The 22,143-nt window shown below is 62.2% G+C and carries 28 protein-coding genes; 11 read left to right on the top strand and 17 right to left on the bottom strand.

Going from position 1 to position 22,143, the window contains the following annotated elements; translation table 11 throughout:
• Positions 1 to 141: 141 nt before the first annotated feature.
• The 6 genes from EOB59_RS05660 to EOB59_RS05635 all read right to left on the bottom strand — a co-directional run bounded on the left by EOB59_RS05660 (position 142) and on the right by EOB59_RS05635 (position 4,560).
• A complete protein-coding gene (locus EOB59_RS05660) occupies positions 142 to 1,233 on the bottom strand; it encodes a methylenetetrahydrofolate reductase (RefSeq protein WP_128287874.1) in 1,092 nt (363 codons plus the stop codon).
• Positions 1,230 to 1,868: a methylenetetrahydrofolate reductase C-terminal domain-containing protein gene (locus EOB59_RS05655; RefSeq protein WP_128287873.1), complete on the bottom strand. Its 639-nt coding sequence runs from the start codon at positions 1,866 to 1,868 to the stop codon at positions 1,230 to 1,232. Before EOB59_RS05655 ends, EOB59_RS05660 begins: the two co-directional genes overlap by 4 nt.
• Positions 1,861 to 2,163, bottom strand: coding sequence for a virulence factor (locus EOB59_RS05650; RefSeq protein ID WP_023812316.1), 303 nt, complete (start codon positions 2,161 to 2,163; stop codon positions 1,861 to 1,863). Before EOB59_RS05650 ends, EOB59_RS05655 begins: the two co-directional genes overlap by 8 nt.
• A 203-nt stretch (positions 2,164 to 2,366) precedes the next feature.
• Positions 2,367 to 3,146 carry a formyl transferase gene (locus tag EOB59_RS05645; protein ID WP_128287872.1) on the bottom strand — a complete coding sequence of 260 codons (780 nt, stop codon included), beginning with the start codon at positions 3,144 to 3,146 and terminating at the stop codon, positions 2,367 to 2,369.
• A 93-nt stretch (positions 3,147 to 3,239) separates the two neighbouring features.
• Positions 3,240 to 3,815 carry a DUF4893 domain-containing protein gene (locus tag EOB59_RS05640; protein ID WP_127317921.1) on the bottom strand — a complete coding sequence of 192 codons (576 nt, stop codon included), beginning with the start codon at positions 3,813 to 3,815 and terminating at the stop codon, positions 3,240 to 3,242.
• A 115-nt stretch (positions 3,816 to 3,930) separates the two neighbouring features.
• Positions 3,931 to 4,560, bottom strand: coding sequence for a DUF1638 domain-containing protein (locus EOB59_RS05635; protein WP_128287871.1), 630 nt, complete (start codon positions 4,558 to 4,560; stop codon positions 3,931 to 3,933).
• Positions 4,561 to 4,624: 64 nt separating this feature from the next.
• On the opposite strand from EOB59_RS05635, the gene EOB59_RS05630 reads away from it, so the two are divergent.
• Positions 4,625 to 4,765 (top strand): entericidin A/B family lipoprotein, encoded by a 141-nt coding sequence (locus tag EOB59_RS05630; protein WP_023812312.1) that lies wholly within the window; start codon positions 4,625 to 4,627, stop codon positions 4,763 to 4,765.
• Positions 4,766 to 4,849: 84 nt separating this feature from the next.
• Here EOB59_RS05630 and EOB59_RS05625 read toward each other — a convergent pair whose 3' ends face one another.
• Positions 4,850 to 5,548 carry a B12-binding domain-containing protein gene (locus EOB59_RS05625; protein ID WP_027029468.1) on the bottom strand — a complete coding sequence of 233 codons (699 nt, stop codon included), beginning with the start codon at positions 5,546 to 5,548 and terminating at the stop codon, positions 4,850 to 4,852.
• Between the two features lie 271 nt (positions 5,549 to 5,819).
• Between EOB59_RS05625 and EOB59_RS05620 the strand changes: the two genes are divergently transcribed.
• The 5 genes from EOB59_RS05620 (at position 5,820) to EOB59_RS05600 (ending at position 11,111) form a co-directional block, all read left to right on the top strand.
• A complete protein-coding gene (locus tag EOB59_RS05620) occupies positions 5,820 to 7,394 on the top strand; it encodes a trimethylamine methyltransferase family protein (protein WP_024501311.1) in 1,575 nt (524 codons plus the stop codon).
• An 89-nt stretch (positions 7,395 to 7,483) separates the two neighbouring features.
• Positions 7,484 to 8,179: a 4Fe-4S dicluster domain-containing protein gene (locus EOB59_RS05615; RefSeq protein ID WP_128287870.1), complete on the top strand. Its 696-nt coding sequence runs from the start codon at positions 7,484 to 7,486 to the stop codon at positions 8,177 to 8,179.
• A 100-nt stretch (positions 8,180 to 8,279) separates the two neighbouring features.
• Positions 8,280 to 8,957, top strand: coding sequence for a FadR/GntR family transcriptional regulator (locus tag EOB59_RS05610; protein ID WP_128287869.1), 678 nt, complete (start codon positions 8,280 to 8,282; stop codon positions 8,955 to 8,957).
• On the top strand, positions 8,954 to 10,249 hold the full coding sequence (locus EOB59_RS05605; protein ID WP_128287868.1) for an MFS transporter: 1,296 nt from the start codon (positions 8,954 to 8,956) through the stop codon (positions 10,247 to 10,249). The genes EOB59_RS05610 and EOB59_RS05605 overlap by 4 nt, the downstream gene beginning before the upstream one ends.
• Before the next feature lie 103 nt (positions 10,250 to 10,352).
• Positions 10,353 to 11,111: a dienelactone hydrolase family protein gene (locus tag EOB59_RS05600; protein ID WP_128287867.1), complete on the top strand. Its 759-nt coding sequence runs from the start codon at positions 10,353 to 10,355 to the stop codon at positions 11,109 to 11,111.
• Positions 11,112 to 11,229: 118 nt separating this feature from the next.
• Here the strand turns inward: EOB59_RS05600 and EOB59_RS05595 are convergent, their stop codons facing one another.
• Positions 11,230 to 11,787, bottom strand: a complete 558-nt coding sequence (locus EOB59_RS05595) for a DUF308 domain-containing protein (protein WP_128287866.1) — start codon at positions 11,785 to 11,787, stop codon at positions 11,230 to 11,232.
• A 138-nt stretch (positions 11,788 to 11,925) separates the two neighbouring features.
• Here EOB59_RS05595 and EOB59_RS05590 point away from each other — a divergent pair, with 138 nt between their 5' ends.
• Together EOB59_RS05590 and EOB59_RS05585 are read left to right on the top strand one after the other, a co-directional pair.
• Entirely contained in the window at positions 11,926 to 12,513 is a 588-nt protein-coding gene (locus tag EOB59_RS05590; RefSeq protein ID WP_128287865.1) for a TetR/AcrR family transcriptional regulator, read from the top strand.
• Between the two features lie 81 nt (positions 12,514 to 12,594).
• The gene (locus EOB59_RS05585) at positions 12,595 to 13,773 is read left to right on the top strand and encodes an NAD(P)/FAD-dependent oxidoreductase (protein ID WP_128287864.1); all 1,179 of its coding nucleotides are present in this window, start codon (positions 12,595 to 12,597) and stop codon (positions 13,771 to 13,773) included.
• On the opposite strand, the gene EOB59_RS05580 is transcribed toward EOB59_RS05585, so the two are convergent.
• The 6 genes from EOB59_RS05580 to EOB59_RS05555 are packed head-to-tail and all read right to left on the bottom strand — an operon-like array spanning position 13,770 to position 16,112.
• A complete protein-coding gene (locus EOB59_RS05580) occupies positions 13,770 to 14,177 on the bottom strand; it encodes a DUF1801 domain-containing protein (RefSeq protein WP_128287863.1) in 408 nt (135 codons plus the stop codon). The genes EOB59_RS05585 and EOB59_RS05580 overlap by 4 nt on opposite strands.
• Positions 14,178 to 14,217: 40 nt before the next feature.
• Positions 14,218 to 14,610, bottom strand: a complete 393-nt coding sequence (locus EOB59_RS05575) for a VOC family protein (RefSeq protein ID WP_127267742.1) — start codon at positions 14,608 to 14,610, stop codon at positions 14,218 to 14,220.
• 29 nt (positions 14,611 to 14,639) lie between these two features.
• Positions 14,640 to 15,077 (bottom strand): DUF1801 domain-containing protein, encoded by a 438-nt coding sequence (locus EOB59_RS05570; protein ID WP_127267743.1) that lies wholly within the window; start codon positions 15,075 to 15,077, stop codon positions 14,640 to 14,642.
• 11 nt (positions 15,078 to 15,088) lie between these two features.
• Positions 15,089 to 15,310 (bottom strand): hypothetical protein, encoded by a 222-nt coding sequence (locus tag EOB59_RS05565; RefSeq protein ID WP_127267744.1) that lies wholly within the window; start codon positions 15,308 to 15,310, stop codon positions 15,089 to 15,091.
• Between the two features lie 56 nt (positions 15,311 to 15,366).
• Positions 15,367 to 15,792 (bottom strand): SRPBCC domain-containing protein, encoded by a 426-nt coding sequence (locus EOB59_RS05560; protein ID WP_128287862.1) that lies wholly within the window; start codon positions 15,790 to 15,792, stop codon positions 15,367 to 15,369.
• Positions 15,789 to 16,112 carry a metalloregulator ArsR/SmtB family transcription factor gene (locus tag EOB59_RS05555; protein ID WP_128287861.1) on the bottom strand — a complete coding sequence of 108 codons (324 nt, stop codon included), beginning with the start codon at positions 16,110 to 16,112 and terminating at the stop codon, positions 15,789 to 15,791. Before EOB59_RS05555 ends, EOB59_RS05560 begins: the two co-directional genes overlap by 4 nt.
• Positions 16,113 to 16,267: 155 nt before the next feature.
• On the opposite strand from EOB59_RS05555, the gene EOB59_RS05550 reads away from it, so the two are divergent.
• From EOB59_RS05550 to EOB59_RS35225, 3 genes are all read left to right on the top strand, one after another.
• Positions 16,268 to 16,828, top strand: a complete 561-nt coding sequence (locus EOB59_RS05550; protein WP_127810181.1) for an RNA polymerase sigma factor — start codon at positions 16,268 to 16,270, stop codon at positions 16,826 to 16,828.
• A gap of 2 nt (positions 16,829 to 16,830) precedes the next feature.
• Positions 16,831 to 18,945: a VWA domain-containing protein gene (locus EOB59_RS05545; RefSeq protein ID WP_128287860.1), complete on the top strand. Its 2,115-nt coding sequence runs from the start codon at positions 16,831 to 16,833 to the stop codon at positions 18,943 to 18,945.
• A 209-nt stretch (positions 18,946 to 19,154) separates the two neighbouring features.
• Positions 19,155 to 19,424, top strand: coding sequence for a hypothetical protein (locus EOB59_RS35225; protein ID WP_023812294.1), 270 nt, complete (start codon positions 19,155 to 19,157; stop codon positions 19,422 to 19,424).
• A gap of 15 nt (positions 19,425 to 19,439) precedes the next feature.
• Here the strand turns inward: EOB59_RS35225 and bmt are convergent, their stop codons facing one another.
• The 3 genes from bmt to EOB59_RS05525 all read right to left on the bottom strand — a co-directional run bounded on the left by bmt (position 19,440) and on the right by EOB59_RS05525 (position 22,096).
• Entirely contained in the window at positions 19,440 to 20,462 is a 1,023-nt protein-coding gene (gene bmt / locus EOB59_RS05535) for a betaine--homocysteine S-methyltransferase (protein WP_164895589.1), read from the bottom strand.
• A 102-nt stretch (positions 20,463 to 20,564) separates the two neighbouring features.
• Entirely contained in the window at positions 20,565 to 21,167 is a 603-nt protein-coding gene (locus tag EOB59_RS05530; RefSeq protein ID WP_127810184.1) for an urea carboxylase-associated family protein, read from the bottom strand.
• Positions 21,168 to 21,238: 71 nt separating this feature from the next.
• Positions 21,239 to 22,096 carry a helix-turn-helix transcriptional regulator gene (locus tag EOB59_RS05525; RefSeq protein ID WP_127267834.1) on the bottom strand — a complete coding sequence of 286 codons (858 nt, stop codon included), beginning with the start codon at positions 22,094 to 22,096 and terminating at the stop codon, positions 21,239 to 21,241.
• Positions 22,097 to 22,143: the final 47 nt, after the last annotated feature.

Genomic DNA, 22,143 nt, shown 5'->3' with positions numbered 1-22,143 from the left:
GGCTGGTCGAAGCCGATGATGATTTCTCGTGTCGCCGAGGCGACGATGGTACGGGTCATGGAATTCTCTCCGCCGTGATATAAAGATTTCTTTATATCGTTATCTGGTTTCGTTCAAGCGAATGGGTGGCCGTCCGCGCCGTCAATGCGCGGTCTTCACCATGTCCACCTGCGTTTCGGTAATGTCGTCGTGCAAGATGCTGTCGAGCCGGTCGGCGACGAGCTGATCGTCGCGGCGGATCTCACGTTTCCAAGGCTGGCGGCCCTTCAGCACGCCCGATTCATCGACGATCTCGGCGACATATTCCTCCTGCCGGTAGGCCATCACATGGACGCCGGAAACGCCTGATATTTCCTTCACCTCGTTGATGATGTCGATGCAGAGTTGCTTGCCTTCCTTTTTCTGGTCCTGGGCGCCTTCCAGCCGCTTGATGACAGAATCGGGAATATGGATGCCCGGCACGTTCGAGCGGATCCACTTGGCCGTTTTGGCCGAGGCCAGCGGCCCGACGCCAACCAGGATGAAGCATTTTTCGGTGTAGCCGAGGTCGCGCACCTTTTGCATGTAGCTGCGGAACATCGGCACGTCGAAGCAATACTGGCTCTGCACGAATTGCGCGCCGGCGGCGATCTTCTTGCCCAGCCGATGCGGCCGGAAGTCGATCGGTGGCGCGAATGGGTTGATCGCGGCTCCGAGGAAAAGCTGCGGTGGCGTCGTCAGCTTGCGGCCGGACAGGAACTTGCCATTGTCGCGCATGATGCGGCAGGTTTCCAGGAGCGACATGCAGTCGAGGTCGAACACCGGCTTGGCGCCGGGCTGGTCGCCGGCCTGCACACCGTCTCCGGTCAGGCACAGCATGTTGGCGACGCCCATCGCGGCCCCGCCCAGCACGTCGCCCTGGATGGCGATGCGGTTCTTGTCGCGGCAGGCGATCTGCATGATCGGCGCATAGCCCATGCGGGTCAAAAGCGCGCAAATGCCGACCGACGACATGTGGCAATTGGCGCCGGATGCATCGACGGCGTTGATGGCATCGACCCAGCCGTCGAAGATCTTGGCGCGGTTATAGACGTCTTCCGGATCGGCGCTGTCGGGCGGGTTGAGCTCGGTGGTGACGGCGAACTCGCCGCGCCGCAGGACGCGCTCCAGCCGGCCGCGCGAAGTGTGGCCGGGCAGTGGCTCGAGCGGCAGATGGATGCCGGCCGGGTTCTCGTCGCGCTGGCGGCCGATCATGCCGGTGCCCCGGTGTTTGCCGTCTCATTCTTGGCGGCAGCGGCCGCTTCTCGTGCGGTGGCCGCCTGTGCGGTCACCCGCAGCCAGGCCGAGGTTTCGCGCAGCGACTGGTCGACCGGCTTCTGCACGGTCAGGATCCTGTCGCTGTGCACCATGTTCTGCGAGCCTTCCCAGGCCTTGACCCAGACGCAGGGCATATCGGGCTCGACCTCGCAATTGCCGTTGGCGCGGACGCCGCCGCAAGGACCGTTGCGCAATTGCTTGGGGCAGTTCATCGGGCAGGACATGCCGGTCGAGGACAATATGCACTGGCCGCACATGCGGCAGTCGAACATGAAGCCCTTGACGCGCTTCTCGACGAATTTGATCGGCCCTTCGACGCGGCCGTAACCTATGCCCTTCCACAAGGGATGGAGGAGCAGGAACATGTCGGCGAATTTGGCGTAGAACCATTCGAGTAATCGCGAGTGCCGCACAGACCATAATCTGACCGCAAAGGAACGCTGCACGCGCCGCTGCGGCGATACGTCGGCCGGCTTGTAGTCGGATTTCGGCGCTGCCTTTTTGACCAGAGTGGCCTGGGTAACCGGCTGGACAACCCTTTGGCCATCCTTGGCAGGACTGGTTTCAGACATTTTCTTTGCCGCCTGCCTTGACCAGGGCGACCAGCCGCTCGCGGTCGTATTTCGTGTCGATGTCGTTGAATGCCTTCTCGACCTCGGCTTCGAGGTCATCGCCGACCGGAACGGGATCGGCCTTGCGCCATTCGGCCAGATAATCGTCGGTGCCGCCGGCGCCAGTGCGCATCGCGCACATGTCGATCGCTTCGGTGAAGCGCAGCGGCAGCTCGCGCTTGGCGTTCTGCCGGCCCTTCTTGACGATGATTTGGGCTGGGATGTCGCGCCAGTAGACGACGATCAGATCGGCCATGAATTCTCACTCCTCGTTCTGCGAGCATTGCCGGAAGCGCAGTGGGGCCGCTTGTTATGGGACGACGCGCGCGCATTCAAAAGCGACGCATTTGGATGTCGTAAAATGAAAGGTGTGATTATTCGTTTCCGGCGTCTGCCGGCGCCCGGTTCGAGGCGTCGGAAAAGCCGGCGCACGGCATGCGGATCCTGACGAGGAACGCGTTACCAGATGCCGGTTCTCAGGCCAGTCCAGACGTAGAACCAGATCGTCGGGTGAAACCATTGCTGTGATGACAGGCCGGGGTCGACGGTGGTGATTTTTCCGGCCAGAACATCGCTGACCGCCTCGACGCAGATGTCGCGCGAGAACGCGGCCTGGCGCAACGCATAGCTGGAGATGGTGTCGCCGCGTTTCGGTTGACCGCGCACCTGTTTCAGCACGGCGCCCGTATCGACGCCGGCATCGACCAGATGCACGGTGGTGCCGAAATTCTGCGGGTCGCCTGACGTCAACGCCCAGTAGCCACCGTTCATGCCGCGGTATTTCGGCGTGATGCCGGCGTGATAGTTGAGCACCGGGCAAGGCATCCGGGCAAGCATGTCCTTCGACAACAGCCTGCAGCCATTAAGCAGGACAACGCCAGGCTGGATCTTCTTGATCGCTTCGAGGCATTCCGGCCCGTTGGCTGAGGCGACATGGATGATTTCCTGATCCCGCCGCGGCTCGACCTCGAGCTTTTCCTCGGCAATCAGCCGGGCGGCATGGCTGGCGAGAAGCCGTTTGCCCAGTCTGCTGAGCACCATCGTGCCAAGTTGGCCGATGGCGGAGATCCAGCCCTGGCGGCGAGCCCGGCCGCGAAGCAATTGCTTTTTGGATTCAGGCGTTTCGAGGATGACGCTGACAGGGCCGACGCGGTCGGTGATCGCGTTGACGATAGCCCAGACATGCTGGCCGCCTCCGGTGACGACCACGATCCGCGTGCTGGATTCTGATGCTGCCATGGATCTTGCCCCCTCCAAGCAACCCGTTCTTGATAATGGTCGGGATGCTAGGGCGTCCGGGTTAATCCTTGGTGATCAGCCTTCGATACACAGTCAGCGCTTGAATTCGATGATATCGAGCTTCGATTCGTAGTAGGGCGCCGGAAATTCGATGCGCCATTCCTTGGCGCTGTTGCGGAAGGCGTAGCCGACCTGGTCGGTCTGCGGGCCGCTGCCATAGGGCTTTGCCGGATCATCGTTGACATAGAAGGAGCCGAGATAGATCGCGCGTTTCTCGCCATCATCGAAGAAGCGGCCCTTGGTGCGCTGCGAGCCGCTGATCTTTTCCAGCCGCCAGCCGGAACCGTCGTCGGTCACCTTGCACTTGAACCAGCCATAGATGACGAGCGGCAAAGACCCGCCGGCCTTGATGGTGCGGCACCGCCAACTGCCGGTCAGGTCCTTGTCGGAAAAGGCCACCAGCGGTTTTGCCAGCAAGGCGTCGAGTTGCTTGACCTCGGCCGCATCTCCAGCTTTCGCCTCGGCAAGCGCCGCCTTGCGCGTCTCGCCATAATTGTCGAGCCGCTTCTTGTCGGCCGGGGTGATGAGTTTCTGTACGTCGCCATCGGCATGAGCGGGCAGGGCGAAACAGAGGAGACCGAGTGCGGCTATCAAGAGGCGAGGGGTCATCGGTGCGTTTCCACGTTCGAATGGCCTGGAGGGCCTGTTGCCTTATGGCGCACAACTTACCCGTTCTCGGCGGCCTGTCACCCAGGGTTGGAGCATAGCGGGGTCAGGAATTGCTTCAGGCGTGTGCAGCCGCCTGCGCCATTCCGGCCGTCAGGTCGCCATAGCCGGTTGCGCGGCGTTCATAGACGAGACCAAGCATTCTGGCTGCCTTTTCGGCGACCTTGTCGAGTTCCGGATCATTGGTCTGGGCCAGATAGATCAGCTTCTCGTAGTTGCCGAAATAGTCCTTGATCAACTCCGGGTGCTTGTCGAGGCCGAGCGGTTTCATGAAGAAGGCGTCGAACTGCCGGCAGAGGAAGTCGGTCATGTAGAAGGACATCATGTCCTCGTCGGCGATTTTCGCATAGGCTTCCATGCCTTGATAGAAGGCAAAGCAGTGCGGGCCGGCCATGCGCTCGACGCCATGCTTCTCGCAGACCCTGTCGAGCAGGCCGCCGGTGCCGCAGTCGGCATAGCCGACGAAGATGTTGCTGTAGCCTTCGGCCTTGGCCTTTTCGATTGCCTTGTCCATGGCCGGGGCGATGCGGTCCGGATAGAAATGGAATTCTGCCGGCAGGCAGGTCAGGTCGAGGTGATCCAGTCCGAGCTGTTCCTTGACGGCCAGAATTTCGCGCGCAATCATCCCACAGGCGATAACGAGCAGCCTGTCGTCTTGATTCGGTTTCGTTTTTTGCGTCTTGGCCATGGAACCCGTCGAGCCGGCCTTCGTTGCTGTAGCGCTAATTTATCTATTGAGGGAGACACCGTCCATGAAACTGCTACGCATCACGCCAATTGCCATCTTGACCTGCGCCCTGGCCCTCACGGCTTGTGCGAACACCGTCCGAGGCGTCGGCAAGGACGTCAAATCAACCGCCAATGCGGTCGAGGACACCGTCAACAATCCCTGATCCGCACCCGGCCTTCTTCATCTGGGAACAAAAAAGCCGCGCTGCAAGGCGCGGCTTTTCCTGTTGTCCGGCCGAAATGGCCAATCAGGCCGAAGCGCGCACATTGTGCTTGCGCTTCATGAAGTCCTTGGCGGTCTCGACCGCCACTGCCGCGTCGCGGCAATAGGCATCGGCGCCGACGGCCTTGCCGAATTCCTCGTTCAGCGGCGCGCCGCCGACCAGCACGACATAATCGTCGCGGATGCCCTTTTCCTTCATCGTGTCGATGACGACCTTCATATAGGGCATGGTCGTGGTCAGCAGTGCCGACATGCCGATGATGTCGGGCTGGTGCTGTTCGATCGCATCGAGATATTTCTCGACCGCATTGTTGATGCCGAGATCGATGACGTCGAAACCAGCACCTTCCATCATCATGCCGACGAGGTTCTTGCCGATGTCGTGGATGTCGCCCTTGACGGTGCCGATGACCATCTTGCCTTGCTTCGGCGCGCCGGTGGCGGCGAGCAGCGGACGCAGGATGAACATGCCGGCCTTCATCGCGTTGGCCGAAAGCAGCACTTCGGGAACGAACAGGATGCCGTCGCGAAAATCCTCGCCGACGATGCGCATGCCTTCGACCAGCGCTTCCGTCAGCACTTTATAGGGCACCCAGCCGCGCTCGAGCAGGATGTTGGTGCCTTCCTCGATCTCTTCCTTCAGCCCGTCATAGAGATCGTCGTGCATCTGCTGCACCAACTCGTCGTCGGAAAGTTCGGAAAGGATGATCTCGTCGTCGGACATTTATATCGAGCTCCTGCCGGCATCGCGACCATGTCGCAAGGCACACATCTTCGCGTTCATACCTAACCCGCTGAGGGCATGTATCCATAGCTGATTTGCGACTTCCCGCAAAAGGAAAGCGACCGTAACTCTCTTGGAATTCTTGTCGATTTTGCGACAGGCGTTGGCGCTGGCGGGCCGTTTCGAATAGGGTGCATGGCTACGATCTGGCAAGAAGCGGCGAGGCAGCCGCTATGGATCCAGACAAGAACAGTTTCAGGGAAGAGCCACCATGAGCGAACACGCGGCAGTCGATCAGGAAGCGTCAAACGCGCGACGTGGGCGTGGCGCCAGTGGCGGGGCAGCAGCCCGGCGGGCAGCACGTTCGGGCGGTGGCCCAGGTACGCAGCTCACCTACATCAAACGCAAGATCAACGTTTACGAGGTGCTGGACGAGGAAGGCCTGGCGCTGATCGAGAAGAACACCGACACGGTGCTCGAGGAAATCGGCATCATCTTCCGTGATGACGCGGAAGCGCTGCAACTGTGGAAAGAGGCCGGCGCCGACGTCAAGGGCGAGCGCGTGCACTTTCCGAAGGGTCTGTGCCGTTCGCTGCTCAAGACCGCGCCGTCCGTCTACACCCAACATGCGCGCAATTCCGAGCGCTCGGTGCAGATCGGCGGCAATGCCACCGTCTTTGCGCCGGTCTACGGTCCGCCCTTCGTGCGTGACCTCGATGGCGTCAGGCGTTATGCGACGATCGAGGATTTCCAGAATTTCGTGAAGCTCGCCTATATGGCGCCGTCGATCCACCATTCGGGCGGCACGGTGTGTGAGCCCGTCGACGTGCCGGTCAACAAGCGCCATCTCGACATGATCTACAGCCACATCAAATATTCCGACAAGCCGTTCATGGGTTCGGTGACCGCGCCGGAGCGCGCCGAAGACACCGTCGCCATGGCCAAGATCGTGTTCGGTGACGATTTCGTCGAGAACAACACGGTGCTGACCAGCCTGATCAACGCCAACTCGCCGATGGTGTTCGACGAGACCATGCTCGGCGCGCTGAAAGTCTATGCGCGCCACAACCAGGCCTGCATCGTCACGCCGTTCATCCTTGCCGGCGCGATGAGCCCGGTGACGGTGGCCGGCACGCTGACGCAGGTCCTGGCCGAAGTGCTGGCCGGCGCCTCGTTCACGCAGCTGATCCGGCCGGGCGCGCCGGTGCTGTTCGGCACCTTCGCCTCGTCGATTTCGATGCAGTCGGGAGCGCCGACCTTCGGCACGCCGGAGCCGTCGCTGGTTTCCTATGGCGCGGCGCAGCTTGCCCGTCGCCTCGGCCTGCCGTTCCGCACCGGCGGCTCGCTCTGCGCGTCCAAGGTTCCGGACGCACAGGCGGCCTATGAGAGCGCCAACACGCTGAACTCGACCATCCTGGCCGGCACCAATTTCGTGCTGCATTCGGCCGGCTGGCTCGAGGGCGGGCTGGCGTCCTGCTATGAGAAATTCATGATGGACATCGATCAGCTCGGCATGACGCAGAAGTTTTCCGAGGGTGTCGACCTGTCGGAAAACGGCCAGGCGATGGACGCCATCCGCCAGGTTGGGCCGGGCAGCCACTATCTCGGCTGCGACCACACCCAGGCCAATTTCCAGACCGCCTTCTACCGCTCCAACATCGCCGACAACAATTCCTACGAGCAGTGGCTGGCCGAAGGCGAGAAGACCGCGCCGCAGCGCGCCAACGAACTCGCCCGCCGCTGGCTGGAAAGCTACGAGGCGCCGCATCTCGATCCGAGCATCGACGAAGCGTTGAAGGACTTCATCGCCAAGAAGAAGGGGTCGATGCCCGACGCCTTCACTTGAAAGGAGCCCGAATCAGGCGGGGCTAAAGTCGCCAACATCATCCACAAGGAAGTCTGGCGGAGCGCGTTCTCCGATCCGGTCAAGAAGGAATGATTGCCGCGGGGCGCCGGGTCGAGGATATCGCGACCGTGCTTTCGGCCAATGGCCTAATCCTGCGCGGCGGCTTCAAGTGCGGAGCGAGCGAAACCCCGTTTGCCGACCTCTCAGGTGCTCCCGTCAAATCCGTCTTGCTGGTCGGGCAGGCGGGTGCAGCGCCTTGGCCGCATTTCCTGCGCTGGTTCGACAAGCAATCGCAGACCATCGCCAATCCGCTCGATACGTGGTCGCGCGAAGTGATCGGCGCCGTGGCCGAGGTATTCGGCGCACGGGCGATTTCTCCGTCGGACAAGCCCTATCTGCCGTTCCAGCAATGGGCGATGCGGGCGGAGGGACTGAAGCCGTCGCCGCTCGGCATCCTCATGCATCCGCAATACGGGCTATGGCATGCCTATCGCGGTGCGCTGCTGTTCGAGGACGAGCTTCCGATTCAAGCCGGCGAAGCGGCGCCTCACCTTTGCGATAGCTGCGTCGAGAAACCCTGCCTGAAATCCTGCCCGGTCGACGCCTATTCCGAGCAAGGATTCGCTTATCAATCCTGCCTGGCGCATGTGCGTGAAGCCGGCGGCTCGCCTTGCCGCAGCGGCGGCTGCCTTGATCGCAATTCGTGCCCCTATGGCACGGAGTATCGCTATCCGCCGGAGGTTCAGGCCTTCCACATGGCGAGCTTCGCACGAGCCACCAACTGATCCATTCCAATTGCGTGGTGCTCGTTCGCTTCGCGCATCTTGACGGCAGTTAGACACAAGCCTATTCATCAAGTCATCAGATGACTTGATGAATAGACCGATGCAACCTGCTATCCGAACCAATCTCACCGACAGCGCCACCGAGAGCCTGCGTGCCGAGATCGTCAGCGGCCGCTGGGGCGTCGGCGAGCGTATTCCCAACGAGGCAGCTCTGACCGACCTTCTGTCGGTCAGCCGCGGCACGGTACGCGAGGCGGTGCGGGTGCTGGTCTCGCAGGGATTGCTGGATACGCGCCAAGGCTCGGGCACCTATGTGCGCTCTGCCGTCGATACTTCTGCCGCGCTCGACCGGGTCAAGCGCAGCGGCCTGCGCGATCAGTGGGAGGCGCGGGCAGCGCTGGACCTCGAGGCCGCACGGCTCGCTGCCTTGCGTCATATGCCAGCGGATCTTGAGAGGATGCGGCAACTGCTTGCCGCGCGCGGCACTGTCGCCGAAGGCGGAAGCGAAGCCTTCATCCGGCGCGATCTCGCCTTCCACAAATCCGTTGTCGCGGCGTCCGGCAACAGGGCGATGATGGAGCTCTACGACTTCTTCACCGCCGCCATCACCGAGACCATCCATGCCACCATCGACGGCGATCTGCCCGAACCGGACCACCAGGCGCATGCGGCAATCGTCGACGCCATTGCCGCGAGCGATCCCGAGCGCGCCGTTGCCGCCGTCCGAGCCTTCATGGCGCCGGTGCTTACCCAACTTGAAAGACTGCTTTCGCAATGAACCAGAGTTTTCGTCAGCCTGATCCGAAGGCCGAGGTCGAGGGTCTGGAACTCATCGATGCCGAGGCCGACAGCCTGCCCATGCCGCAGCCGCCTGAACTGCGCAGCCGTGCGGCGCGCATCGTGCTTGGCGCGAGCCTTGTGCTGATCGCCTTCAACCTGCGGCCGTTGTTTTCGAGCCTGTCGGTGCTGTTGCCCGAGGTGATGCAGGCAACCGGGCTGTCGACGACGGGCGCCAGCCTGCTGACGACGCTGCCCGTCCTGTGCCTCGGCCTGTTCGCGCCCTTCGCGCCAAGGCTTGCGCAGCGCTATGGAGCCGAGCGCACCTTGCTCGGGGCGCTCGCCTTGCTGGTGCTGGGAACCGGCCTGCGCTGGTTCGGTACGGTTCCCCTGCTGTTTGTCGCGACCTTCCTGGCCGGCGGCGCCATTGCCATCGGCAATGTGCTGCTGCCAGGCCTGGTGAAGCGCGATTTCGCCGACAGGGCCGCCGTCATGACCGGGCTCTACACCATGGCGCTCTGCGCCGGTTCGGCTGCCGCCGCGGGCTTCACGCTGCCGATCGAGCATTTGGTCACCGGTTCATGGTCCGGAGCACTTGCTGCCTGGTCGGTGCCGACCCTGATTGTGTTGCTGATCTGGATTCCGCAGGCGCTGGGCAGCCGGCGGCAAGTGAGCCATCAAGGCTTTCGCGTCGTCGGGCTTTGGCGCGATCGCCTGGCCTGGCAGGTGACGCTGTTCATGGGGCTGCAGTCGGCGCTCGCCTATTGCATCTTCGGCTGGCTGGCGCCGATCCTGCGCGAGCGTGGCTTCGATGCGGCCACCGCTGGCGCCATGGTTTCGGTGTCAGTGATGGCGCAGGTCATCACCTGCCTCGCCGTGCCATCCTTTGCGATGCGGCTGAAGCACCAGCGCGGCATCAATGTGGCGCTCGTCGCCACGGCGGTGGTCGCGCTGCTCGGCATTCTCTTTGCGCCGACCTCGACGATGCTGTTCTGGGCGGTCCTGCAAGGCATCGGGCAGGGTGGCCTTATCGCGGCTGCCATGAGTTTGATCGTGCTGCGTTCGCCGGATTCGCATGTCGCCGCGCATCTTTCAGGCATGGCGCAAGGCGTCGGCTATGTGCTGGCGGCCTTCGGCCCGCTGCTGGTGGGCCTGATCCGCGACTGGACCGGCAGTTTTTCGGGAACGGCGTTCCTGTTCGTCGCGCTCGGGCTTGGCGTAGCCATTATGGGGCTCGGTGCCGGCCGTGCGCTGCATGTCGGCGCGCGAACCGTGCGCGAGGGCGAGCAATAGCGTCCGCAATCCTGCACGAAATGTTGACTGCCACGCCCCGGGAATGCCTTGCCGTATGGCCTTGCGCGGATATGTATCGCGCATCAGTCGAACGGAGCGGGCGATGACGAAACACGACATTCAGATCAAGACCAGGGATGGTGTTGCCAATGCCGGGCTTTTCCGCTCGGCAAACGCATCTCCTGCCAAGGCCGGCGTCATCCTCTATCAGGACGCCTTCGGTCCGCGGCCGGCGCTCGACGGTATGGCCGAGCGGCTGGCGAATGAAGGCTATGCGGTGCTGGTGCCGGACCTGTTCTACCGCAATGCGCCTTACGGGCCGTTCGACGCCAAGACCGCCTTCGCCGAAGAAAAGACCAAAATCCCGCTGATGGCGCTGGTCACCGGCACGACACAGGAGATGACCATTAGCGACAGCGGTGCGTTCCTCGACGCGCTTGCTGCCGAGGGCATCACCGGGCCGATCGGCACGGTGGGATATTGCATGGGTGGCGGCCGGGCGTTGAACGCCGCCGCTAACTATCCCGACAGGATAAGGGCGGCCGCAAGCTTCCATGGCGGCAATCTGGCCAGCGACGCCGCCGACAGCCCGCATCGCAAGGCAGCCTCCATCAAGGCGCGCGTCTATGTCGGCATGTCGGGTGTCGACAGGAGTTTCCCGCCGGAACAGTCGGCGCGGCTGGCCGAGGCGCTAAGGGTTGCGGAAGTCGATCATGTCATCGAGAACTATGCCGGGATGGCGCATGGCTGGTGCGTGCCCGATCATAGCGTTTTCAACGCCGCGGGTGCCGAACGCCACTGGAAGCGATTGACGACGCTGTTCGCAGAGACGCTGATCTTAGGTCAGCGGTCGCGCCCCTGAGCAGGACGCTACACGTCTTTGAACCAGAATGGCAGCCGATGCGGCAAAGAGTGAGCGATGCTTGCCCTTCGACGGCGGCAGGTGACTTTCACCTTGCCGCCGCCGGATCGGGCTGCGCCTAGGCGTTTGCCTTGCGATAGGCTGCTACGACAAGCCAAATTGCGGAAAGCAGAAAGTAAAACGCGCCGAACCCGGCATAAGGGGCGATGTCCAGAATCGTCGGCGCAGCCGTGCCGAGGGATCGGCTGATCATGAAGCCGCCGGCGAGGGCCGACTGCGCACCACTGAGGATCATCGGCCATTGTGCGCCTTGGTAGCGCCAACGCTTTAGTCCCGTGTTCAGCTGCAGCAGGCCCGAGAGGATCGCCCAAACCCCAAACACGGCCAGAACGGCATACATGCTGTTGTTAACCGCCACGATGACGGCGAGCGCCGTTATCGTGCTGACCACGACATTCAAAGCCTGGGACGAGTTGGCCTTCAGGCCGCCATTTACCCTGGCGTCAACCAGATTGGCGAGGGCGTCCCATGCCGGGTAGATCACGAGCAGAAGCGCGGTGGGACCGGGTTGCCCGTTAAACAGGATGGCGGCAGCAACCCAGGCGATAGAAAATATGGCGCGTGCGAAATAATAGGGTCGTAGCCATCCGGACCGGGTGAAAGATTGGTTTTGCATCGGCAGATTCCTTGTTGCTGTCTACCTATTAGTAGGTAGACAAAACCCCTAAGTCAACCCAATGTCCGGAACACCTCCCTGTGAGAATCGGGAACGATGCAACCTTGACAGTTCGCCTACCAGAAGGTAGGCGGCGATATGAAATCAATGGCTTCGACTTCAGAAAAGATTCTCGATGTCGCGCAGTCTCTCATCGTCGCGGGAGGCTACAACGGGTTCAGCTATGCCGATATCTCGGCTGCCATCGGCATCAGGAAGGCGAGTGTCCACCATCATTTTCCGACGAAGGCCGAGCTGGTTTCGGTGCTGGTGGATCGTTACAGGCGGCAGGCCGAAGTGGGTTTGGAGTCTCTCCGGGGAGAACTCTCAAGCCCTGCTGAACAACTGCAGTCCTATCTGAACTATTGGCGGACATGCATTCGCGATGCCTCGCCGTCGTTCTGCGTCTGCGCGATGCTCGCCGGCGAGATGCAGATGCTGCCGGAAGAGGTGGCGTCACGCGTTCGTGCCCATTTCCAAAATCTCGCGGGATGGCTTACGTCGGTGCTGCGGGCTGGAATGGAACAGGACTTGTTCCGCTTGAACAACCGGCCGGAGGAGGAGGCCCAGATGCTGATGGCATCGGTTCACGGGGCAATGCTGTCCGCGAGGGCTTTCAGCGATCCCGGGCTGTTCACCATAATCGTCACCCCCCAGATCACCAGGCTGCTGGGACGGGATTGCTAGAAAACTATCGGGCCAAAGTGGTATCAGGCAGCGCAAGTGGCGCGCCCCAAATGAGTTGGTCGAGCGGGAACGAATAGCCTGATGCAATCCTATGATGTCGTGATCATCGGCGCGGGTGCCGCCGGAATGATGTGCGCCGTGGAGACGGCCAAGCGCGGCCGTTCGGTGCTGATCCTCGATCATGCGACGGCGCCTGGCGAGAAGATCCGCATCTCCGGCGGCGGCCGGTGCAATTTCACCAACATCCATGCCAGCCCGAAGAATTTTCTGTCGGGCAATCCGCATTTCTGCATTTCGGCGCTCAGTCGCTACACGCAGCGCGATTTCATCGCCCTCGTCGAACGCCAACGCATTGCCTATCACGAGAAGACGCTTGGGCAGCTGTTCTGCGATGGCTCCGCACGCCAGATCATCGACATGCTGGTCTCGGAAATGCAGGGCAGGGGCGTGGAGCTGGCGCTCTCGGCCAGCGTTGAGGATGTCCGCAAAACCGTGGAGGGGTTTGCGCTCACCCTCTCCACAGGCTTGGTTACTTGCCAGTCGCTGGTCGTGGCCTGCGGCGGCAAGTCGATCCCCAAGATGGGCGCGACCGGCTTCGGCTACGAGCTTGCCGAACGGTTCGGCCTTGCCATCGTCGAAACGCGACCGGCGCTGGTGCCGCTGACGTTCGACGCAAACACGCTTGAGCGGCTAGCGCCGCTGGCAGGCAATGCGGTCGACGCGGAAGTCGCCTGCGGCAAGACGCGGTTCTCCGAAGCGATGCTGTTCACGCATCGCGGCGTCAGCGGGCCATCCATCCTGCAGATCTCTTCCTATTGGCGCGAGGGCGATGAAATCCGCATCGCCATGCTGCCGGGAGTTGACGTGGCGGACCTCATTCGGGTGGCCAAGCGAAGCAATGGGCGGCAAGCGGCACAGACGGTGCTGGCAAATCATCTGCCGAAGCGGCTTGCGCAGTCGATCGCCGAGCGCACCGGGATCGACGGCAACCTTGCTGATCTTTCCGACGCCCAGATGAAAACCATAACTGCCGCAGTCAATGACTGGCGCATCAAGCCTGCCGGCTCAGAGGGCTACCGGACCGCCGAAGTGACGCTGGGTGGGGTCGACACCAACGGGCTGGACCAGAAGACGATGCAGGCGAAATCCGTGCCGGGCCTGTTCTTCATCGGCGAAGTCGTCGATGTCACGGGTTGGCTGGGTGGCTATAATTTCCAGTGGGCATGGTCGTCGGGCTGGGTGGCAGGCCAGGCGGCCTAGACTTGCGTCCGTGGCTTCGCCCCGGCAGCCGCTTTCTTCTTCTTTTTGGCCTGATTGTAATCGATCGCTGCGCGGACGAGCTCTTTTAAAGCGCCCTCATTGAGCGTGTCGCCCTCGAACATGTCGATTGCCCGCCACACCTTGCCGCCAAAACCATTGTTGAACAGATTGTCGGGGTCCGGCAGGCTGGCGCCATGGGAAAAGGTCAGCTTCACCTTGTCCTTGTGGGCGTTGCCGACCACGATGTTCCCGTCGAGGCACCATACCGGGCTGCCCATCCACTTCCACTCCTCGACGATGTCCGGGTCGGCTGCAAGGATGGTCTTGCGGATGCCGCCGAGCGTATCGCCGCGCCAATCGATGAGGCCGGCGATCAGTTGGTCGATCTGTTCGGATGGGTTCATTGGGTGTCTCCTGTGCCTCGACGCGTTTCAACCGCCGCCGTTACCAGCGCGCCAGCTGGGTGATCTGAACGAGGTTGCCGCAGCTGTCGTTCAACTGGGCGATGGTCGAACCGGTCGCCTCGGTCGGCGGCTGGATAAACGCACCGCCCTTCGCCTTGATGCGCTCGTAGTCGCCCTTGACGTCGTCGGTGAAGAACATGACCGCGGGCTGGCCCTGCTTGAAGATGGCTTCCTGATAGGCCTTGGCGGCCGGGTTGTCGTTGAGCGCGAGTTGCAGCTCGGTTCCATCAGGCTCTTCAGCCGAGGCCACGGTCAGCCAGCGATAAGGCCCGTTGCTGAAATCGGCCTTTTTGGTGAAGCCCAGCACGTCGGTGTAGAAGCGCAGTGCGTTTTCCTGGTTGTCCACATACACGCTGGTCAGCTTGATCTTCATTGCTCTTTTTCCTCTGTCATAGTCGGTCATTACGGGATCCAGCCGGGCAGGGCCGCGGCCTGCTTGATCCATTCCACCATCCTCGCCTCATCGAACGGATCGTCTTCGCGGATGTCGATCCAGCGCACATCCTTGCTCTTGGCCGTGCCGCCAGGCGGAATCGGCCGCAACGACGTGCCGCTGAAGAAGGTCACTTTCAAATAGTGGGTGAAGACATGGAAACTCACGAACCAGCCCTGGCCCTCGACGCCGTAGAAGGGCGAGTTCCAGCGCACGGCCTTGCGCACGTCGGGCACGTTGTGTTCGATGAGCGCGTCGAGCCGCTCGCCGAGGCCACGCTTCCAGCCCGGCATTGCAGCGATGTAGGCCTGCACCGGAGCGTCGCCGTCGCCCTTGGCGATTTGCGGGTTGCCGCCCGAGAGCAGGACCGGTGCGGCTTTGGTCGACTGACCCTGCGTCTTGGTCATTCTACCCCTTCCTATCCGCCGGCACGCTGCGCGCCGCGGCCCCTGGCGGCATAGGGCAGCACGAACATGTACAGGCCGCTGAACAGCAGCAGGAAGAGCGGCAGGAGCGGCGAATAGACTACCCAGGCGGGAGGCTGGCCGAATGCCATGGTGGCGAAGTTGGCGACGACGGTCAGCGTAAACATAATCGACAGCCAGCGATGAATTTGCCGAACCCACTTGTTCCTGTCCAATAGCTCCTCCTGTCAAAACAGACCGAAGCGGACCCGTGATCCGCATGTCGGCGGGTTCAATCCATCCGCGCCAGGACCTGATTCAGATTTGTAAAGTACTGCCGCCACCCACTCGTCGCGCCCCGATACGCCTGCTCCTGATCCGGCCGGAAGCCGGACTGTTCCATACGCAACCGGGTGCCCGTGCTGGTCGGCATGAGGGTCCAGGTGACGACACTCTCGAGGCCATAGGCCTGCCACGTGTAGGATAGTGTCTTGTTCAGCTCGACGGCTGTTACCTGACAGTCGACAACAATGCTCACGTCGGTTTGCGGTTCCTTTCGCAGATTGAAACGGTGGTCCACAACTGGCTTGAAGTCGTTCTTCATCAGCCATTCCTCGATCAGATGCGGTTGGGTCAGCGCGCGCCAGATTTTTTCCGGCGGATAGGGGATCTCACGTTCGACGACGACGGAGCGCCTTTCGGTCGCAATGTTGGTCATTGGTCCATTCTTTTGAGCAAATTTTCGAGGTCGTCGAACCGGCTCTGCCAGAACGCATTCATCTGGTTCGTCCAGTCGGTCAGCGGGGAAAGTGCTGCGAGCTGGGCGCTATAATGGGTCTGCCGTCCTTGATGGCGGTCGCGCACCAGCCCGGCCTTCCTGAGCACGCCGAGATGCTTCGACACCGCCGGCTGCGAGACCCCCGACTGAGCCGTCAGGGCACCGACCGTCTGCTCGCCTTGCCGGCACAGGCGCTCGAAGATTGCCCGACGCGTCGGATCGGAGAGCGTTCTGAAGAGGACATCGTGAGCGTTCGTCATCTGGGATCGATAACCCTGTGGCTATTGATTGACGTATAACCGCCGAGATATGGATGTGTCAAGCGGGGTGCCGGCGGTCACGATCCGGCGGTTTCCAAAAAAATCTTTCCATTGCCCCAAGGATTAGCCATTAGCCTTCGTCCAACAGGCAAATGATGGCGATGATGCTGGATGAAAGCGAAGCCTCCGACGCCGAACTGATCGGGCGGGCGAAGGGCGGAGACAGGGGAGCCTTCAGCACATTGCTGGAAAGGCACTATGACTTCGTCTATCGCGCTGCCTATCGCTGGTGCGGCAGGAAGGCCGATGCCGAGGACATAGCCCAGGAAGTCTGCGTCAGGCTGGGCAAGGCGATCCGCGGCTATCGCGGCGGCGGGGCCTTCACCACATGGCTCTATTCCGTGACCCTGAACGCCGCGCGCGACATGATGCGCAAATCCGCCCGCGAGACAGTCAAGACAGAGGCCTATGGCGTCCATGCACTGATCTCAGGCGAGGCGTCGGTCGAACCGGAAGATCCGGCCGAAGCGCTGTGGACGGCGGTGCGGCAACTGCCGGACAAGCAGCGCGACGCCGTGCTTTTGGTCTATGGCGAAGGATTGAGCCACGCGGCCGCCGCCGAGGCGATGGCGATCTCGGAGACGACGGTTTCCTGGCACATCCATGAAGCGAAGAAACGGCTGAAGACGCTGATGCGCGCGGCCGGGGAAGTGTGACCATGGTCGACGACAACGAACTCAACAGACTGCGCGATATCGCAGCACCGGCGCCCGCCAAGGATGCCAAGGCACGTGCCTTCGAGGCCGCCCTGCGCGCCTATGATCAGGAAAATATTTCTGCTGTCACCCAAGGATCGATTGGCGGGCTTCGTCTCACAGAGCGAGCACAAAAGCTCTGGAGCGAGATCATGCAAAAGAAACTCATTGCCACGCCGGCCCTTGCCGGGCTCGTCGCCCTGCCGATCGCCGGATACGCCACCTTCCATCTGCTGAGGGAACAGCCGCCCAAATTCGGCGGCGACGAGAAAATCACCGAGACGCTGGCCGATAAGCCGGCGACGGTGAAGCCGACGACCGCCGAACCGAAGCCGGCTCGCGGCGAGTTGGAGAAGGACAAGAAGGCAGACGCGGATGTGGAAAGCCGCGGCGCCACCGATGCGCTTGTGGCGCCGGCCTCGCCGCAGAAATCCGAATCGACCGTTGCTTCCGGCGCGGCACAACAAAATGCGCTGGAGCGCGGTGTGCTGGCCGAGCCTGCGCCGCCGGCACCGACAGGTGAATTCGCGCTGGATGGCGCTGCAAGTGTACCCAGCACCTCGCGAGCCCGCATGCCGGCCGAATCCAAGCTGATGGCGCCGCAGCAGCCGTCGATCTTGCCGGCCGACCAGATGCAGCCGCAACCGGAAAACCGCGACCGCATCGAGGATTTCAAGACCAATCCGGTGCATGCGGCACTCGAGGATCCGGTCTCGACCTTCTCGATCGACGTCGACACGGCCTCCTATTCCTTCGTGCGCGGCTCGCTGAAGCAGGGCACCCTGCCGCAGGCCGATACTGTTCGCGTCGAGGAGATGATCAACTACTTCCCCTATGACTGGAAGGGTCCGGAGTCGGCCTCGACACCATTCAACTCGACCGTCAGCGTCATGCCGACGCCGTGGAACACGCAGACCAAGCTGATGCATGTCGCCATCAAGGGTTTTGACGTCAAGCCGACCGAGCAGCCGAAGGCCAATCTGGTCTTCCTGATCGATGTCTCGGGCTCGATGGACGAGCCGGACAAGCTGCCGCTGCTCAAATCGGCATTTCGCCTGCTGGTCAGCAAGCTGAAGGCCGACGACACTATCTCGATCGTGACCTATGCCGGTGACGCCGGCACAGTGCTGGAGCCGACCAAGGCGTCCGAAAAGGACAAGATCCTCAGCGCCATCGACAATCTGACGCCCGGTGGCAGCACGGCCGGCGAGGCGGGCATCAAGGAAGCCTACAGGCTGGCGCAAAAATCCTTCGTCAAGGACGGCGTCAACCGCGTGATGCTTGCTACCGACGGCGACTTCAATGTCGGCCAGACCGATGACGACGACCTCAAGCGGCTGATCGAAAGCGAGCGCAAGACCGGCGTTTTCCTGTCGGTGTTCGGCTTCGGCCGCGGCAATCTGAACGACCAGATGATGCAAACCATTGCCCAGAACGGCAACGGCACCGCCGCCTATATCGATACGCTGGCCGAGGCTGAAAAGGTGCTGGTCGAGGATGCCTCGTCGACGCTGTTCACCATCGCAAAGGACGTGAAGATCCAGGTCGAGTTCAACCCGAACAAGGTCTCGGAATATCGCCTGATCGGCTACGAGACCCGCGCCTTGAACCGCGAGGATTTCAACAATGACCGCGTCGATGCCGGCGATATCGGTTCGGGCCACTCGGTCACCGCGATCTACGAGATCACGCCCAAGGGCAGTGGTGGCGAGCAGATCGACCAACTGCGTTATGGCCAGGCGTCGGTGGACAATGGCGGCGTCGCCAATGCGGACGAATATGCCTTCGTCAAGATCCGCTATAAGCTGCCGAATGAAGACGTCTCGAAACTGATCACCACGCCGGTGACCTCGGCCAACGAGATTTCGTCCTTCGACCAGGCCAGCACCGATCAGCGCTTCTCCGTCGCGGTTGCCGCCTTCGGCCAGAAGCTGCGCGACGAGGATGCGACCGCGAAGTTCGGCTACGACAAGATCATGGAGATCGCCACTGCCGCTCGAGGAGCCGACCCGTTTGGGTACAGGGCCGAGTTCCTCTCGCTTGTGCGCCTTACCTCTGCGCTGGGCGGTAACCGGTAAGTGATGATGACGGCCGGTTTCTTTCAGATGGGATCGTTCTGATACGGGGGAACCGACCGCGGGCGGGTGAGGCAGGCCAGCGAGGGAAACCTTGCCGGCCTTTTTTCGCGGATTTTATGGGTCGTTAAATTGCGCGGCATTTCCGGTACCGGATGGCAACCCCCTCCTTGTTACGCAGGACAGGTGTACTGGGCTTGAGGGAGCCGAAATTGCAGATCAGGACTATCGCCAACTCGATACCCCCAGCGCCAGACGCCTCGGCGGTTTCATCGGCCCCATCATCGGAATCCAGGCGTATCAGTGACGATGTCGCACAGGCGCGCCACACCGCCCTGTCGGCGCTGACCAACGACCGCTTCCGCATCATGCTGGAACAGATCACCGACCCCAGCGCTTCAGGCGCGCTGATGACGATGCGCGGCGACAATGTGGTCGACTTCAAGTCGGCGCAGTCGAGCTACGCCGACAACAGCGAATAACCGAAATCGATGAGGTCAGGCCCGGCTGCGGCGGCGCTCGCGCCGGGCTTCGCTGGTCTCGGCGGTGTTTTCCGTCGCGACCTTGTTGCGCATCGGACCGATGCGCTCGACGATCGCGGCAACCGTCGGACGATCCGCCTTGGTGTGCGCATCGAGCGCCTTGCGCATGGCGGCAAGGTGCTGGAACGAGGTGCCGCAGCAGCCGCCGATAATCTTGGCGCCGCCATCGACGGCGAGGCGTACATAATCGGCCATCAGTTCTAGCGTGCCGGAATAATGGATTTCGGTGCCGCGGAATTCGGGAATGCCGCAATTGCCCTTGACGATCACCGTCGCCTCCGGCTTCGCCTCGGTCATGTCGAGCAGCGAGGCCAGGATGTCGGACGCGCCAACGCCGCAATTGGCGCCAACGCCGAGCGGCGCCTGCGACAGCCCGTCGGTGACGCCGTGGATATCCCTGGGCAGCAGGCCCATCATGGTGCGGCCGGCAGTGTCGAAGGAACCGGTATAGGTGTAGGGCAGGCCGACGCGGATAGCAGCCTCGGCGGCGGCCCGGATCTCGTCTGGAGCCGACATCGTCTCGATCCAGGCGACTTCGGCGCCGCCTTCCTTGAGGCCTTCGATCTGCTCGGCGAAGGCGTCGACCGCCTCGTCATAGGTCATGGCGCCCAGCGGCACCAGCAATTCGCCGGTCGGGCCGACCGAGCCGGCGACGATGACCTTGCGGCCGGCCCTGCCGGCGACCGCACGCGCAAGCTCAGCGGCGCGTTTGTTCAACGCGTGCACGCGATCCTGCGCATGGTGCAGCTTCAAGCGGTGACGGGTGCCGCCGAACGAGTTGGTGAGGATGATGTCGGCGCCGGCATCGACGAAATTCTGATGCAGGCTGGTGATGGTGTCGGGCGCCGTCTCGTTGAGCAGCTCTGGCGCCTCGCCCGCCTCCAGCCCCATGGCGAACAGGTTTGTGCCGGTGGCGCCATCGGCTAGCAGCACGCCCTTTTCAGCCAGCAGCGTATCGATCGGGTTGGTGGTCGTCATCGGATTGGCTTTCATGTTTCGAATTCGAATAAGGATATAAAGAAGTCTTTATGTGTAGTCAATGATTTTGCCGCGACCGCTCGGCCAGATGGAGCCCTTTCCTCACGATCCGGGGGTGATCTCGACGTGGATCTCGGTGCAGATGCCGCCATTGGTCGGGTGATGGTCGACCGAGCAGGCGGTGACCACCAGCAGGAGGTCCTGTTCGGCGCGCAACGTCACATAGCCGCCCGGCGGGTTGATCGACGCGGAAACCACCAGCCGACCGTCGGGTTCCGGCAAGGAGTTCTGAAAGAGATCGACCGGATCGGGGGCGAAAGGCAGCGATATGCCCTCTGTGGCCAGCGCCTGCATCAGATTGTCCCGGCAGTTCGGATGATTGGGAAATCCGGCGCGCTCATAAAGCGCGCTGTCGCAAGCGGGGTAAAGCATGTCGTGCGGACCCGGCGAGCCATCTTCGACCAGCGTCAGCATCGGCTTGGCGGCGGCACTGAAGAAACTGTCGCCGATTGCGGGAAAAAGCCGCTCGGTGATGTCACGGGTCTGCGAGGTGCTCAGCCAGTCAAGCGCCGGGTCGGTGCTGAAAGCCCAGAGATCGGAAACCTGCTGTCCTTTGGGGTCGATGATGCGGATGAGGTCGCCTCGTGAGACGCGGATGGCGCGGCCCGACTGGGGTGGAACGACGATGCGGCGCGGATCGGGCATGAGCTGTCCTTCAAAAATGGAAATGGCGTGGCCGGGACGAGGCTCCACCAGAGGACCATGATTGCCAGAGATCAGACAGTGCCTGTTGGGAACGACATGCCGGCCAGCCTGTGCGCGAAGCCGGACGCCTCGTGCGCGTTGATGTCGGCGGCGCGGATCAAATTGTCAAAATGCTGGATCAGCGTCTGGATCGGCTGGGTGGCGTTGAGCACCAGATACATGTCGCCGACATAAATGGCGGCGCGATAGGGACCGAAGATGGTGTAGGGGATGGAATAGCGAATCCGCCCGTCATAGAGAAACAGCCGGAAGGTGGGGTAGAGGTCGTCGAGCAGCGTCGCCATGTGCAGCAATTGGGCGCGGCGGTCGGCTTCCGGGAAACGATCCCAGACACCCAGGCCGCGGGCGAAAATCTCCAGCGTATGGCGAGGCATGCAGACTTCCATGTCGGTTTCCGGCCGCCTGTTGTAGTCGATGCGGTATTGCGTTTCGCCGGCCTGGGCGAGGCGGCTCTTGTTGGTGATGCCGGCTTCGTAGTCGACCAATGCTTCGGTGCGCAGAAGGTCGGGAATGCCGGCCGGTACGTAGCGGATCTTGGTGCCGGCCGCCTCGGCATGCCATTTGGCCAGCAGCGTGCGGTCGAAGCCGTCCGGTGCCTCCTCGATCTCCAGGCTCTCGCGGATTTCGCCGGTGAGGCCCTCGTCCTGGCTGAGGCCGAGAAGCCAATCGAGCGACACCTTGAACTCGGCGGCGATGTTGAGCAGCGTTTCCGCTCGGGGCAGACGCGTCGAGGCGCCCGACAGCAGCTGCGACAGCGCCGAACGGTCGATGCCGACCGCAGTCGCGAAGGCCGACTGGTTCAGGTCGGAGCGTGTCAAGAGTGTTTTCAGGCGCTCGCGGAAGATCGTCGACAGGTCGCGCTTGTCCATGTCCGTGCTCCACCTCGATTGAGGAAAAATTTGCGCCGAATCGCTTC

The sequence above is a fragment of the Mesorhizobium sp. M7A.F.Ca.MR.176.00.0.0 genome (assembly GCF_004023165.1).
Taxonomy (GTDB): Bacteria; Pseudomonadota; Alphaproteobacteria; order Rhizobiales; family Rhizobiaceae; genus Mesorhizobium.
This window is presented reverse-complemented; position numbering and strand designations above follow the sequence as displayed.